The 13,390-nt window shown below is 66.6% G+C and carries 12 protein-coding genes; 7 read left to right on the top strand and 5 right to left on the bottom strand.

The window, feature by feature from the left end; all coding sequences use genetic code 11:
* Positions 1–21 precede the first annotated feature (21 nt).
* From DFO47_RS07675 to DFO47_RS07655, 5 genes are all read left to right on the top strand, one after another.
* Positions 22–1,035: a bile acid:sodium symporter family protein gene (locus DFO47_RS07675; protein ID WP_133831233.1), complete on the top strand. Its 1,014-nt coding sequence runs from the start codon at positions 22–24 to the stop codon at positions 1,033–1,035.
* 207 nt (positions 1,036–1,242) lie between these two features.
* Positions 1,243–2,142 (top strand): alpha/beta hydrolase, encoded by a 900-nt coding sequence (locus tag DFO47_RS07670; protein WP_243835382.1) that lies wholly within the window; start codon positions 1,243–1,245, stop codon positions 2,140–2,142.
* Between the two features lie 56 nt (positions 2,143–2,198).
* Complete coding sequence (locus tag DFO47_RS07665) at positions 2,199–3,080, top strand: fumarylacetoacetate hydrolase family protein (RefSeq protein ID WP_133831231.1); 882 nt, start codon at positions 2,199–2,201, stop codon at positions 3,078–3,080.
* A complete protein-coding gene (locus tag DFO47_RS07660) occupies positions 3,080–4,813 on the top strand; it encodes an FAD-dependent monooxygenase (RefSeq protein WP_133831230.1) in 1,734 nt (577 codons plus the stop codon). The genes DFO47_RS07665 and DFO47_RS07660 overlap by 1 nt, the downstream gene beginning before the upstream one ends.
* Positions 4,791–6,026, top strand: coding sequence for a DUF3500 domain-containing protein (locus tag DFO47_RS07655; RefSeq protein ID WP_133831229.1), 1,236 nt, complete (start codon positions 4,791–4,793; stop codon positions 6,024–6,026). Before DFO47_RS07660 ends, DFO47_RS07655 begins: the two co-directional genes overlap by 23 nt.
* A 53-nt stretch (positions 6,027–6,079) precedes the next feature.
* On the opposite strand, the gene DFO47_RS07650 is transcribed toward DFO47_RS07655, so the two are convergent.
* The 5 genes from DFO47_RS07650 to DFO47_RS07630 form a co-directional block, all read right to left on the bottom strand.
* Complete coding sequence (locus DFO47_RS07650) at positions 6,080–7,150, bottom strand: quercetin 2,3-dioxygenase (protein ID WP_133831228.1); 1,071 nt, start codon at positions 7,148–7,150, stop codon at positions 6,080–6,082.
* A gap of 125 nt (positions 7,151–7,275) precedes the next feature.
* The gene (locus DFO47_RS07645; RefSeq protein WP_018763281.1) at positions 7,276–7,575 is read right to left on the bottom strand and encodes a DUF4193 domain-containing protein; all 300 of its coding nucleotides are present in this window, start codon (positions 7,573–7,575) and stop codon (positions 7,276–7,278) included.
* A 123-nt stretch (positions 7,576–7,698) separates the two neighbouring features.
* Positions 7,699–8,559, bottom strand: coding sequence for an SDR family NAD(P)-dependent oxidoreductase (locus tag DFO47_RS07640; protein ID WP_231369916.1), 861 nt, complete (start codon positions 8,557–8,559; stop codon positions 7,699–7,701).
* A 252-nt stretch (positions 8,560–8,811) separates the two neighbouring features.
* Positions 8,812–10,191 carry an MFS transporter gene (locus DFO47_RS07635; protein WP_133831227.1) on the bottom strand — a complete coding sequence of 460 codons (1,380 nt, stop codon included), beginning with the start codon at positions 10,189–10,191 and terminating at the stop codon, positions 8,812–8,814.
* Positions 10,192–10,513: 322 nt separating this feature from the next.
* Positions 10,514–11,077 (bottom strand): hypothetical protein, encoded by a 564-nt coding sequence (locus DFO47_RS07630; RefSeq protein ID WP_243835381.1) that lies wholly within the window; start codon positions 11,075–11,077, stop codon positions 10,514–10,516.
* Between the two features lie 332 nt (positions 11,078–11,409).
* Between DFO47_RS07630 and DFO47_RS07625 the strand changes: the two genes are divergently transcribed.
* Together DFO47_RS07625 and DFO47_RS07620 are read left to right on the top strand one after the other, a co-directional pair.
* Positions 11,410–12,618 carry an aspartate transaminase gene (locus DFO47_RS07625; RefSeq protein WP_133831226.1) on the top strand — a complete coding sequence of 403 codons (1,209 nt, stop codon included), beginning with the start codon at positions 11,410–11,412 and terminating at the stop codon, positions 12,616–12,618.
* 46 nt (positions 12,619–12,664) lie between these two features.
* Positions 12,665–13,360, top strand: a complete 696-nt coding sequence (locus tag DFO47_RS07620) for a 4-carboxy-4-hydroxy-2-oxoadipate aldolase/oxaloacetate decarboxylase (RefSeq protein WP_018763286.1) — start codon at positions 12,665–12,667, stop codon at positions 13,358–13,360.
* Positions 13,361–13,390: the final 30 nt, after the last annotated feature.

Genomic DNA, 13,390 nt, shown 5'->3' with positions numbered 1-13,390 from the left:
GGCCGGTGTAACCATGATTGGATGCTTGAGGCAACTAAACCCCAGAATTCCCCGGACGGGGCACCCGCCAACCCTGCGCTGGAAGCGGAAAGCCGGATCGCCCGCATCGCGGTGACGGTGTTCCCGCTCCTGGTGGTGGCCGCAGGCATCGCCGGCTTCCTGCTCCCCGGAGTCTTCAAGCCCATGGGACAGGGCGTGCCCTACCTGCTGGGCATCATCATGTTCTGCATGGGCCTGACCCTGACCCCGCCGGATTTCGCGGCGGTGGCCAAGCGGCCGTGGGCGGTGGCGCTGGGAATCGTGGCGCACTACGTCATCATGCCCGGTGCCGGCTGGCTCATCGCCGGAGCCCTCAACCTCAACCCCGAACTCGCTGTCGGCGTCATCCTGGTGGGCTGCGCACCCTCCGGAACCGCTTCCAACGTGATGGCGTTCCTGGCCAAGGGCGACGTTGCCCTCTCGGTCGCCGTCGCCTCCGTTTCAACCCTGATCGCCCCGATCGTCACGCCGCTGCTGGTCCTGTTCCTGGCCGGCTCGTACCTGCAGATCGACGCCGCCGGCATGGTGCTGGACATCGTCAAGACGGTGCTCCTGCCCGTGGTCGCCGGACTGCTGGCCCGGCTGTTCCTCAAGAAGCTCGTCGCCAAGGTGCTGCCGGCGCTGCCCTGGGCCTCCGCCGTCGTGATCTCCCTGATCGTGGCCATCGTGATGGCCGGCAGCGCCAACAAGATCCTCGACGCCGGGGCCATCGTGTTCCTTGCCGTGGTGCTCCACAACGGTTTCGGCCTGGGCCTGGGCTACCTGGCCGGCAAGCTGGGCCGCCTGGACGACAAGGCCCGCCGTGCCCTGGCGTTCGAAGTGGGGATGCAGAACTCCGGCCTTGCATCGACGCTGGCCATCGCGCACTTCACCCCGCTCGCTGCACTCCCGTCCGCCGTCTTCTCCCTGTGGCACAACATCTCCGGCGCCATCGTTGCGGCGTGGCTGGCCAGGCGTCCGTTGAAGGACCAGGCACCGGCGCAGGAAACACGCTGACCGAATCGTCCGGGTCAACCCCGGGCTCCTGCCAGTCACCGTTCGGTCCTCAGCGAACCAGTTTCATTCAGTGAAACCACCCGCGCATCCGGACCCGCCCATGCCCCACAGTTGAGTCCATGAACGCGGACCACCCTGGTCCGGCGCCCGGCAACGCCGGGACAGAGGCAACAGGACAGAAACGGCGCGGCACACATGGAGTCAACGATGACGGCACTGCGGATCCTCCGGGGGATCGAGTTCGGCCGGCCACAAAACGCGGACCCGCTGCTGCTGGACCTTTACGTTCCGGCGGCGGCGCCTGCGGGAGGCGGGGGCAGCCGCCAGGCCGGCCTGCCCGCCGTGGTCCATTTCCACGGCGGCGGCTGGCGGACGGGGGAGCGGTCCTCCCTGGGCCCTGGCGTGGACGGTTTCCGCCTCAGCCCCATTGAGCAGCTCGCGGCCGCCGGCTTCGTGGTGGCCTCGGCCGACTACCGCCTGACGGACACCGCCACCTTCCCGGCGCAGCTGCTGGACGCCAAAGCAGCCGTCCGCTGGCTCCGGGCCCACGCTGTTGAGTACGGGGTGGACCCGGACCGGATCTACGCCTGGGGTGACTCCGCCGGCGGCCATCTGGCCAGCCTCCTCGGCCTGACGTCAGGAAGCGCGGAATTTGTGGACCCGGCCCGTAGCCCCGACGCTGACGGGGACAGCCAGGTGGCCGGCGTCGTGGCCTGGTACCCGCCCACTGACCTTGCGACCATGGGGTCCCAGGCGCGGCCTGATGCCGTTGCACGCGCCGACGACCCCGCCTCCCGCGAATCCCTGCTGATCGGTGCCCAGCCGGCGGACGCCCCCGCCAAAGCACGCGCCGCCAGTCCCGCCACCTACGTGCACCCGGACGCGCCGCCGTTCCTGCTGATCCATGGCACGGCCGACCGCTTCGTTCCCGTGGAACAGTCCACCGCCTTCGCCGCTGCGCTGGAAGCCGCCGGAAACGTCGTCCACCTCCTCCTGCTGGAGGACGCGGACCACATGTGGCAGCTCCCGGACCGCAGCACCACGGCCGCGGAACAGGCCACCGCCGCCACCATTGATTTCCTTTGCCGGCAGGCAAAGCAGCACTGATTTCCCCACTTCCTTCGGTGCGCCATGCGCCCGGAACACACCTGAAAGGCCCCCCCATGCAGTTCATCGGCATCACCCACCACGGCGAACCCTGGGCAGCCGCCCTCGCCGGTTCCCGCGTCCTCCCGCTCGTACCCGTCCCCGGATTCTGGGCCGACGCCGAGGGCTGGCAGGACAAGGCCGCGGGCCTGGTTGCCGGCGCGGTGGGCAGTGAAGCGTCCGACGCCGGCGCCTGGCTGGAGCGCGGCAGCGTCACCGAGGTGCCGCTGGTCCCCGCCTCGGCCCGGATTATCTGCGTCGGGCTGAACTACAAGGCACACGTTGCCGAAGGCAGCTTCAAGGACCAGGAACTGCCACCGTACCCCACCCTGTTTGCCCGCTGGACGGCGTCCCTGTCCGTGGGCAACGTCCCGGTTCCCGTCCCGGCCGGCGAGGCGGGACTGGACTGGGAGGGCGAAGTGGCCGCCTACATCGGCCGCCGGGTCGAGTCAGTGGACGAATCCGCCGCCGGCGACGCCGTCTTTGGCTACTCCACGTTCAACGACATCACCTCCCGCAGGGCCCAGAAGCTCACCTCGCAGTGGACCCTGGGCAAGAACGGCGATTTCAGCGGGCCGCTGGGTCCCCTGGTCAGCCGCGATGAGGTGGGGGACCTCCGCGAAGGCCTGCAGGTCCGCACCCGCGTCAACGGCATCGAGGCCCAGAACGGCAACACCCGGGACATGATCTTCTCCGTCCCCGCCATCATTGCCCTCATCAGCCAGACGTTCACGCTGCACCCCGGCGACGTCATCGCCACCGGCACCCCCGACGGCGTTGGCTATGCCCGCACCCCGCAGTGGCTCCTCCAGCCCGGCGACACCGTGGAAGTGGAGATCGAGAAGCTTGGCACACTGACCACACCGGTGGGGGACCTTTCCCTGCGGAGCCGTGCCTGATGACCGCATCCCATCACGCTGCAGACCTTCCGGCGGAGGTGCAGGTCCTCATCGCCGGCGGCGGCCCCAGCGGGCTCTTCCTGGCATTGGACCTCGCCTCCCGCGGCATCGCCAGCACCGTCATCGAACCCCGCACCGCCGTGGACCACACCAGGCCGCGGGCCAAGACCACCAACGCCCGCACCATGACCCACCTGCGTCGGCTTGGGCTCGCGGACCTGCTTCGGGACGCGGCGCCGCTGCCGGTGGACCACGGGCAGGACGTGATCTTCTGCACCGGGCTCACCGGCTCCGCCGCCCACGAACTGCGCCGGTTCCGCAACGCCTTCCAACTGGTCCCCGGCCGGTACGGCCCGCAACCCGAGTGCGGCCAGCAGGTGCCGCAGCCGGTCCTTGAGGAAGTCCTCCGCAACGCCGCAACGGACAACCCCCTGGTCACCTTCGTCACCGGGTGGTCTGTCACCGATGCCGGCCCCGCCGGCGGCGATGCCACCGGGCCGCACGCCGTCGTCGTCACCGATGCGGTGGGCACCTCCCGCACGCTGTGGGCACAATACCTGATCGGAGCCGACGGCGGGTCCTCCACCGTCCGCCGCAGCCTGGGGCTGCGGCTGGAAGGCGGCTCCGCGGCCTTGTCCAACGTCAGCATCCTGTTCCGCTCGCACTCCCTGGCATCCGCCATCGCACTGGACCCGGCCGTCCAGTACTGGGTGGTGGGGTCCGAAACCTCCGGCATGGTGGGGCCCATGGACCTGGAAGGCACCTGGTGGGCGATCGTCCAGGGCGTGGATCCCGCCGTCAACGTCACCACGGAAGATGCCGCCGCGATGGTCCGCTCCCTCGTGGGCGCGGAGGTGGACATTGACGTGGTGGCCACCGACCCGTGGACCGCCCGGATGCTGCTGGCCCCGGAGTACAGCCACGGCAGCATCTTCCTGGTGGGCGACGCCGCACACCTGAACCCACCGTGGGGCGGCCACGGCTTCAACACCTGCATCGGCGACGCCGCCAACCTGGCCTGGAAGCTCGCCGCCGCCATCAACGGATGGGCCGGCCCCGGACTCCTGCCCAGCTATGGGGAGGAGCGCCGCCCGGTGGCCGCCCGCACCATCCGGGACGCCGCCGAAAACGGCAAGGCCCTGGCGTACCACTTTGCGGACACCCACCTCGCGGCCCCAGGGGCACGGGGCGACGCGGCGCGGCGGGCCGCCAATGCGGCACTGGCCATAAAGCAGAGCGAGTTCGACTCACTGGGCCTGGTGCTCGGCTATTCGTACGCGGACTCAACCCTGGTGGTGCCGGACGCCCTGCCAGCCCCCGCCGAGGACCCCATCCACTACCTTCCCTCAGCCACCCCCGGCGCCCTGCTGCCGCACGCCTGGCTGGCGGACGGCACCTCCCTGTACAGCCACTTGGGAATCGGCTTCACGCTGCTGGCCGACGCCGGCGCGCTGGCCGGGGTGCCGGCGGCGGAAGCCTTCCAGCCGGTGCTGGCGGCGGCTGCCCGCACCGGCTGCCCGGTGACCATCGCCGTCGTCGGACCAGCCGACGACGGCACGCACCTTTCGCAGGTATGGGGTGCCGGCACCCTGCTGGTCCGCCCGGACCAGCACGTGGCGTGGCGGGGCAATTCCGCCGCGGCCGCAGGCGCCGCCTTGTCCGTGGCGGCCGGCTGGTCGCCCACTTCCCTCGAGACCACCAGGAGCATCCGTGCAGACGCCGTCCTTCCGTGACTACCTGTTCTCCCCGGACCACCCGCGCGTCGCTGGGATCCGCGGACTGGACGCCCGCGCGTACGCGGAAGCCGCCAAGACCGATTCGTTCGCCGGGCCCATGATCGAAGGGTGGCAGCAACTCTACCCGCAGCCCTTCAACGGGATCACCAGCGACGGCGTCCGGCGGGAAGGCCTGTACCCGCTCGCACCGGCGCGGCCCGGCGAAGAAGCGCCCACCGCGCAGATGGTGGCGGCAGCCCGCAAGCTCCTGGGCACCCTGGACGCTGACCGGGCCCGGAAGCTCAGCCACGCCGTGGACGCCCCCGAATGGCAGAGCTGGGCCAACCCGGAGTTCATGCAGCACGACACCGGCCTCCGGCTCGATGAACTGGAACCCGCGGTGCGCGACGCCGTGCTTGGCGTGGTGGAAGCCAGCCTGAGCGCCGAAGGGTTCGAACTGGTGCGGAACCTGATGCGCATCAACGGCTTCCTGGGCGACCTGGTGGAGCTACCGCTGCTGATGAACGAGTTCAGCTACAACTTCGCCCTCTACGGCGGGCCGTCAGAAACCGAACCGTGGGGGTGGCAGCTCTTTGGCCACCATGCGGCGCTGAACTGCCTGGTAGCAGGCACCCAGCTGGTCATCTCGCCGGTGTTCATGGGCGCCGAGCCGGACATGATCGACGCCGGCCCGCACCGGGGCGTCAAAGTATTCAAGGAGCGCATCGCCCTGGCCCGGGAACTGATGCGCGCCCTGCCCGCGGAGCTGCGATCCCGCGCCGTTGTGTACGGGGCAATGGTGGACCCTGCCATGCCGGAAGGCCGCCTCCACCCCGGGGACGAACGGCACCTGGGCGGCTGTTTCCAGGACAACCGGGTGATCCCGTACGAGGGCATCCGGGTTGCTGATATGCCCTCCGGGGCGCGCGCCTTGCTGGACGCGGTGGTGGACGATTTCACCGCGTACCTCCCGGAAGGCCCGCGAGCAGCCCGCCGCCGCGAAATCCGCGAGCACTACGGCGAGACATACTTTAGCTGGATCGGCGGCTGGGAAGGCGGGGAGGCGTTCTATTTCCGGCTGCAGAGCCCCGTGGTGGTCCTGGAGCTGGACCACCACACCGGCGTGTTCCTCAGCAACGAGGAGCCTGCCCCTTTCCACATGCACACCGTGGTCCGCACGCCCAACGGCAACGACTACGGCCGGGAACTCGTCAGGCAAACCACCCGGTGACACAGGGAAGGCCCGGATTTCCTTTCGGAAGTCCGGGCCTTCTGTGGTGCGGCTTAGGGGATGTCCAGGGCTGCGCGGCGCTGCGGCGGGGGACTCACCACGGTCAGGTCCATCTCGGCCTGGGCGCGGCCGAAGCCTTCCATGTCCATGTACGGTTCGCCGCCTTCGGTGTAGATGTAGTCCTCCGTGGGCTTGTTGAAGTACTCAAAGAACCCGTTGAACACCGAGGGCGTCAGGAAACCCACCATCTGGGTGTTGTGGGCATCGAGCGCGAACGAGTGGACGGTTCCGGCGGGGGCATGCACAAAGTCGCCCTTGGTCAGGAGCATCTCGCGGCCGTTGGCGTAGAGCCACATCCGGCCTTCGGTGCAGAGGAAGTTCTCCGTGTGCTGCGAGTGGAAGTGCAGCGGAATGTAGGGGGATTTGGCGCCCTTGGTGTGCACGGCGAAGTAGTTGGAGCCGGTGTTGGCGGGCCGGGACAGGTAGGTGAACATCGTCTGGTAGCTGGCCAGCCGCTCCCCCTCGCCGGCGCTAAGGAAGTAGGGGCTCTGCGTGGGCGGCAGGCCGGCGTCGTGCTTGAAGGACGGCGCCACGCGCTCAACGTCGGGGAACGTGATGCCGAACTCGGCGCCCACCTCGGCCTGCTCCTGCAGGTTGGCCTTGTGTCCGGGCCTGGCCGGCGGGACGTGTGAATCGATGGGGGTGCCGACCCGCTCGTAGTAGGCTTCGCCGCCGCCGGGAGTCATCCAGTTCAGGAACCGGGTGTAGTGGCTCGCCATCCGGTAGGCGTGCGGAGTGTTCGGGGGGATGACCACCGAGTCGCCCGGCGTGAGGATCCGGCTCTCGCCAGGCAGCCAGACGTGCAGGATTCCATCGAACACGTAGAGCGTCTTGTGCTCGATGCTGTGGCTGACAAAGGGGGATTCGGCTCCCATGCCGCCGGAAACGTAGGCTGCGCTGAAGATCCCTCCGGTATCGGCGGCGCGGGCGATGACTGTCACCAGCTGGCCGTTGATCTCGTAGCGTGCGCCCTCACCGGACGCCATGTAATACGGGACTGCCTCGCCGGGCAGCGCGTTGGCCACCGGGAGTTGCTTGTTCATTTCCTCAACGCTGAGGGACATGGTTTCCTTCTTTCCAGTCGGCCGGCCCTTGCCGGAGCGTGACCTACATCATGGCTTCCACACGCTCCGTCCACGAGCCCGGATTCCAATGGTTGGAATCCGAACCTGGCCGGCCTGCCTGCCGGCTATCCCTCACATTCCTTGCAGTACTTCTTGCCGTCCTTTTCCCGGGCCAGCTGGCTGCGGTGGTGGACCAGGAAGCAGGACATGCAGGTGAACTCATCGGCCTGCACCGGGACCACCTGGATAAGGAGTTCCTCGTTGGAAAGATCCGCGCCGGGCAGCTCGAAGCTGTCCGCGAGGTCCGTCTCGTCCATGTCGGGACTGGCCTCCCGGCGGCCGGACTTATCGGACTTCAGCTCCTCCAAAGCGACGTTCGGCTCTTCCTCGGGAGTAACCCGCGGAGCGTCGTAGTCAACTGACATGTGGTGTTTTCTCCTGTCGAGCTTCAATTGTCCAGATTGTTCTGGACAGATCGACAACGCAGGGGCGCGTCAACAAATTCCCTGCCCGCTACGTTGGCCCGTCCGTTGCCGTCCGGGCGCCGTTCACGCGAAATCCGTACCGGCCAGGCGCACGCACGCCTCCCACAACCGCCGCCTGGCTTCCGGGTCCGATCCCATGCCCGGGGTGGGAAGCTGTTTCCGCTTCGCCCACAACTTTCCGGTCACGGCTGCAGCCTCGGGCGAGGTTGCCAGCCACAGCGGTGTGTCCGCGGCCCGTTCCGCCGATTTGCCCAGCGTGTTGGTCAGCCGGCGCAACGGACCGCCCACGTCCTGCAGCAGCCCCGTATTCCGCACCAGTCCCGGGTGCACCGCATTGGCCACCACGCCCGTGCCGCGCAGCCGTTCGGCGAACTCCTGCGTCAGCAGGATCCGGGCCAGCATGGTGGGTGGCGTGGAACGGAGGAAACTGTATTTGCCCGTGGCGGTCTGCAGGTCATCGAACGGGAGCCTGACGTTGCCGTATTTGGAAGCGATATTGATGATGCGTGACGGCAGGGCAGCTGTGGCACCCTTCTTAAGGGCATCCAGGAGGAGTCCGGTCACCAGGAAATAGGACACAACGTTCGTGGCAAAGGTGAGCTCCAGCCCTTCCGCGGTTTCCTGGCGTTCCTTCCGGAATACGCCGGCGGTGTTCACCAGGACGTCCACCCGCTCGTGACGGGATTTCAGCTCGGCCATGGCCTCACGGATGGACGATTGCAGCGACAGGTCACAGGCCAGGGGCTCCAGCTCCGCGGCCGGGACGCGCGTCCGGATATCCGCCATGGCCGCCAGGGCGCGGGCGCGGCTGCGGGCCACCACCACGACGGCGGCCCCGTCGCGGGCAAGGCCGGCAGCAACCGCCCGTCCAATACCGCCGGCCGCCCCGGTCACCACCGCAATCCGCCCGTCCAACCGTGCCATCGCCATCGCCTCCACATCGCCAGCACTATCCCAGCACTTATTGGGGCGGCGGGCCAGGGTCTTCCGGACTGGAACCAGGGTACGCGGGTATTTGTGGTGCGGCGGCCCCGGCAACAGGAAGACCCCTTAGTGGTTGGCTGTTGGTGCCGTCACTAAGAGGTCTTCACTTGTTCACAACGGAATCAACGTTGTGGGACGCACAGCGAGTCCGTGATCATCTCAAGGGAGATAACCTGTCATCCCGTTATTCGGCTAACCGGCGAGGCCCCGGGCAGCTGAGGTTGGGGACATGGCCGCGGCCGTGAGGACGGACGTTTCCCGTTCGCTCTGCTGCACCTCGTCGAGCTCCTTGAGGGTGTACTTTTTGGTCTCCTTGGCGGTCAGGGCTGAGGCTCCTGCCAGGACCATGAACCCGAGCGCGACCATGGACGGTCCGACCCAATCTTTCAGGTCGGGGCCAGCGAGTGCTGTCGAGAGAACGGGGCCGATGACGCCCGAGATGGCAAAGCCGACCTGGGTCCCAAGGGCGAGTCCGGAGACGCGCAGCCGGCCGGGGAACATCTCTGCGAAGAATGACGGCCAGGACGCGTTCACCATCGAGTAGAAAAGGGAGTAGTTGATGATGCCAAACAGGAAGATCAGCGACCAGTTGCCGGTCGTGATTGACCACAGATAGGGCGCCATCGTGACGCCCACGCCGCCCGTTGCGATGAGGAACATCGTCTTGCGGCCGATCTTGTCCACAAGGAATCCAGCCAGGGGTGTGATGCCGAGCGCGATCACGGCCGAGACGGTAGTCGTCAGGAGCATGGTCGGCTTATCCAGCTTGTATCCGGCGGTACCGAATGCCACCGAGAAGGTCTGCATCATGTAGCTGGTGCCCGCGATGAGGGCACAGAACACGATCCGCAGCACAGCACGCCAGTGGAAGCGCAGAAGATGCCGGAGGGGAGCAGCGTTCACCTTGGCGGCCTGGGCCTTTACGAACTCCGGCGGCTCCTCGATGTGGCGGCGGATCAGGTAGGCAGCGACGACGACGAGGGCGGAGGCCCAGAACGGCAGCCGCCAACCCCAGCTCAGCAACTGCTCCGAGGGCATGGCGGCGATCGGGATGAACACCAGCAGGGTGAGCAGCGTGCCGGAGGAGGAACCCAAGGTGGTGAAGCTCGCGAGGAACCCGCGCCGGCCTTCGGAAGCATGCTCCAGGCTCATGGTGATGGCACTGGGCTGCTCACCGGAAAGGCACAGTCCTTGGATGACGCGGATCAGCACGAGCAAGATCGGAGCAAGAGGACCGATTTGGGCGTACGTGGGCAGGCACCCGATCAGGAAGGTGCAGCCGCCGATGCCGAACAGTGTGATCATCATGACGAACTTGCGGCCGCGACGATCGCCCAGCGGTCCCAGGATGAGGGCGCCGAGGGGGCGTACCGCGTAGCCGACCGCGAAGGTGATCATGGCGAGCAGCACGCTGAGGCCCTGGGGAAGATCGGGTGAAAAGAAGAGCACGTTCAAAACCAACGCCGACGAGGTGCCATACACCGCGAAGTCGTAGTACTCCAACGTCGTGCCGATCCAGGCCGCGATTGCGGCCTTGACCGGGGTCTTCCTGGGAAGTGTGGTTTCTGTCATTTCGTCTCCGTGGGTGATGGGTGAACACCGGTTGCCGCTAAACCTGGGCTCTCGGAAAGAGATCTTGAATGGAATGTCCTGTTGGTCCTGCTGTGAGCTCTCTCGCAAATCGTGTTGACGGCTTTGCGGACCGGCCTCAAACATCAAGTTAACGTTTGCGGTATGGGTCACACAAAGTCGGCTTTTATGTACCTACATAGCGATTCGTTATGGCTTGGAGTCGACGAGCCGGAGACCTTGGACAACACGGAAGCCCGCCGTGGAATGGGGATGGGAGAGCGGAAGGCCCGCCGGGCCCCCGGCCGGGGATCAGGCGGGACGATTACTGCGGCTGGGCTACACGCAAGCCGACGCCCCTGGTCATTTTGCGGATTTCGTCGGACTTGAGCCCGCTTGCCCCGGCAAGTTGGTAGTCGTCGAGGAGCCGGGATTTTCTGGCCAAAGCCAGTACCCGCGTTCGTTCGTCTTCCGCTGCACTCCGGGCGCCCTCGGCTGCCGCAAGCTCCGACGCCAATCCCGCAATGAGATGAAGATGCCCGCTTCGGGTTTGGCCGGACGGGTACAGTTCGCCGCGTGCCAGGGCGGCAGACCGGATACTGGCTGCAGGCTGTCCGGCGGCCTTCGCAACCGCGGCAACCTTTACGCCATCGCACACGGCCTGGGCAAGGCAATCACCCAACTCGGCGGTGAGGGCACGTACCCTGCTGGACCGAAGTGCGAGGGTCGTCCTCAGCTGGGCCAGCACGGCCAAGGCTTGCTGGGCTCGGGCCGTGGCGGGGTCCGGCTGCGGGACGCCGCGGTACCGGTACGCTGCCACGCCGGCCGCACCCGTTCCGGTGCCGGCTGTACGCGGAGGTATCCGATCGTGAGTTTTTCTGCCGGGCACCTCTGCTCCTTGTCTCCGTTTGAGTTTGCATGCCGCGCGGCCTCCCGCCGGCAGGCGTACCTCTCCTGCGGTTCGGCCCATCGCATTGAAGGCGTCGCGGGAGGTAGCGGCGCGTTGCGTTCGGTGGGCCCGTGATCCACCCTGCAGGCTACGCCCCAGGCGAGCCGGCAGGGCAATACCGAAAGTGCGTGGAGCAATAGGCGAAAGTTCTAAGTGCTCCGTCATAAGGGCTGCTTATCTGTCCACGCACTTTAGGTCTTATCCAAGGGGGCGGCTCCTTCCCTAGGCTCAAATGAACCACCCCCATCCGTACCGGAAGCCTGGAAGACACCATGCCTGAATTCGTGCCCGCATCACGCGTAACCCGTATCAAATCCTCACCCAGCGTTGCCGCGGCGGCCCGTGTCCGGGAGCTCAAGGCCGAGGGCCGCCGGATCCTGGACCTGACGGTCGGCGAGCCGGATTTCGACACGCCGCAGCACATCAAGGACGCTGCCGTCGCGGCCATCGACCGTGGTGAAACCAAGTACACATCGGTCACCGGGACGCCCGAACTGCAAAAGGCCATCCTGCAGGCGCTGCACCGCAAAACCGGGCAGCACTACACCGCCGGCGAAATCACCATCGGGGGAGGCGGCAAGCAGGTCATCTTCACCGCGTTCATGGCCACCCTCGATCCGGGCGACGAGGTCGTCATTCCCGCGCCGTACTGGGTCTCCTACCCGGACATGGTGCTCGCCAACGAAGGCACCCCCGTCATCGTTTCCTGTGGTGAGGACACCGGTTTCAAACTAACCCCTGAGGCACTGGCAGGCGCACTGACGGAGCGCACCAAGTGGGTCATCCTCAACACGCCCTCCAACCCCACAGGAGCGGTGTACTCCCGCGAAGAACTGGCAGGCCTGGCCGCCGTCCTCAAGGACCACCCTGGCGTTTATGTCCTCACTGACGAGATCTACGACGAGATCCACTTCGGCGAAGAGCCCATTACGGGTCTCGTGGCCGTTGCCCCTGAGCTTAAGGGCCGTGTGCTGGTCACCAACGGGGTGTCCAAGGCCTATGCGATGACCGGATGGCGGCTGGGTTACGCCGGCGGACCGGCGCCCCTGGTGGCTGCCATCAACAAGCTGCAGTCCCAGATGTCCTCCTGCCCGTCCTCGATCAGCCAGGCGGCTGCCGCCGCGGCACTCACCGGAGACCACGCATTCGTCCGCGAAAGCGTGGAGGCGTACCGCGAACGGCGTGATGCGGCAGTCTCCGGGCTGAACGCGGTCAACGGCCTGCAGTGCGCGACGCCGGAAGGCGCCTTTTACGCGTACGTCAACTGCGCCGGGGTCATGGGCAAGACGACGCCCGATGGCAGGCAGATCAGCAACGACGAGGACTTCACGCTGTACCTGCTGGAAGCGGCGTCAGTTGCCGTCATCCAGGGATCGGCGTACGGACTAAGCCCCTACTTCCGGATTTCCTATGCCACCGGGCTGCCGGTGATCGACGATGCCATCGCTGCCATCGAAAAGGCCGTCAGGGCGCTGGCCTGACCCAACCACTACTCTGCCCACGCTTTCTACAAAACAGGAGCACCTCATGATCCACGTCAAAACGAAATTCGACCGCCCTTCCGAAGATGCCGTTCAGCGACTTTCCAAGTTCTCCTCTGCCACAGTGCATGAAGCACAGGGCCGCAAAGGTGCCCTGAGTTCGAAGATCAAGCCGATTGACCGCAGCATGTCCTTCTGTGGCCCCGCCGTCACCGTGGTCTGTGCACCGCGGGACAATCTGATGCTTCAGGTGGCCATTCACTACGCCCGGAAGGGTGACGTTGTCCTGGTGGCAGCCGGTGAGTACGAGGAAGCCGGGACATTCGGCGACGTGTTGGGCAACGCCATGAAGGCGAAAGGCCTGGCGGGTATGGTCACGGATTCAGGTGTCCGCGACACCAAGGACCTGATTGAACTCGGATTGCCGGTGTTCTCCGGCAGTGTCTGCATCAAGGGGACCGTCAAGGAAACCATTGGCCCGATCAACCATCCCCTGGTGTTCGGCGACGAGATTGTCTACCCGGGCGATGTCCTGCTGGGTGATGCCGACGGCGTGGTGGTGGTCCGCAAGGATGAGATCGAGGAAGTCATCAAGCTGTCGCAGGCACGCGTGGACGCTGAGGACGACCTCATCCGCCGCTATAAGGAAGGCGGCACCACCATCGAGTTGTGCAAACTGACCGACGTGCTGAAGGCCAAAGGCCTGCTGGTGGAGGACGCCGAATTGGAGCCTGCGCTGTAGCTCCACCCCCATTGATGGGGTTAAAGCAGA

Source organism: Arthrobacter sp. AG258, from assembly GCF_004364695.1.
GTDB lineage: Bacteria > Actinomycetota > Actinomycetes > Actinomycetales > Micrococcaceae > Arthrobacter.
This window is presented reverse-complemented; position numbering and strand designations above follow the sequence as displayed.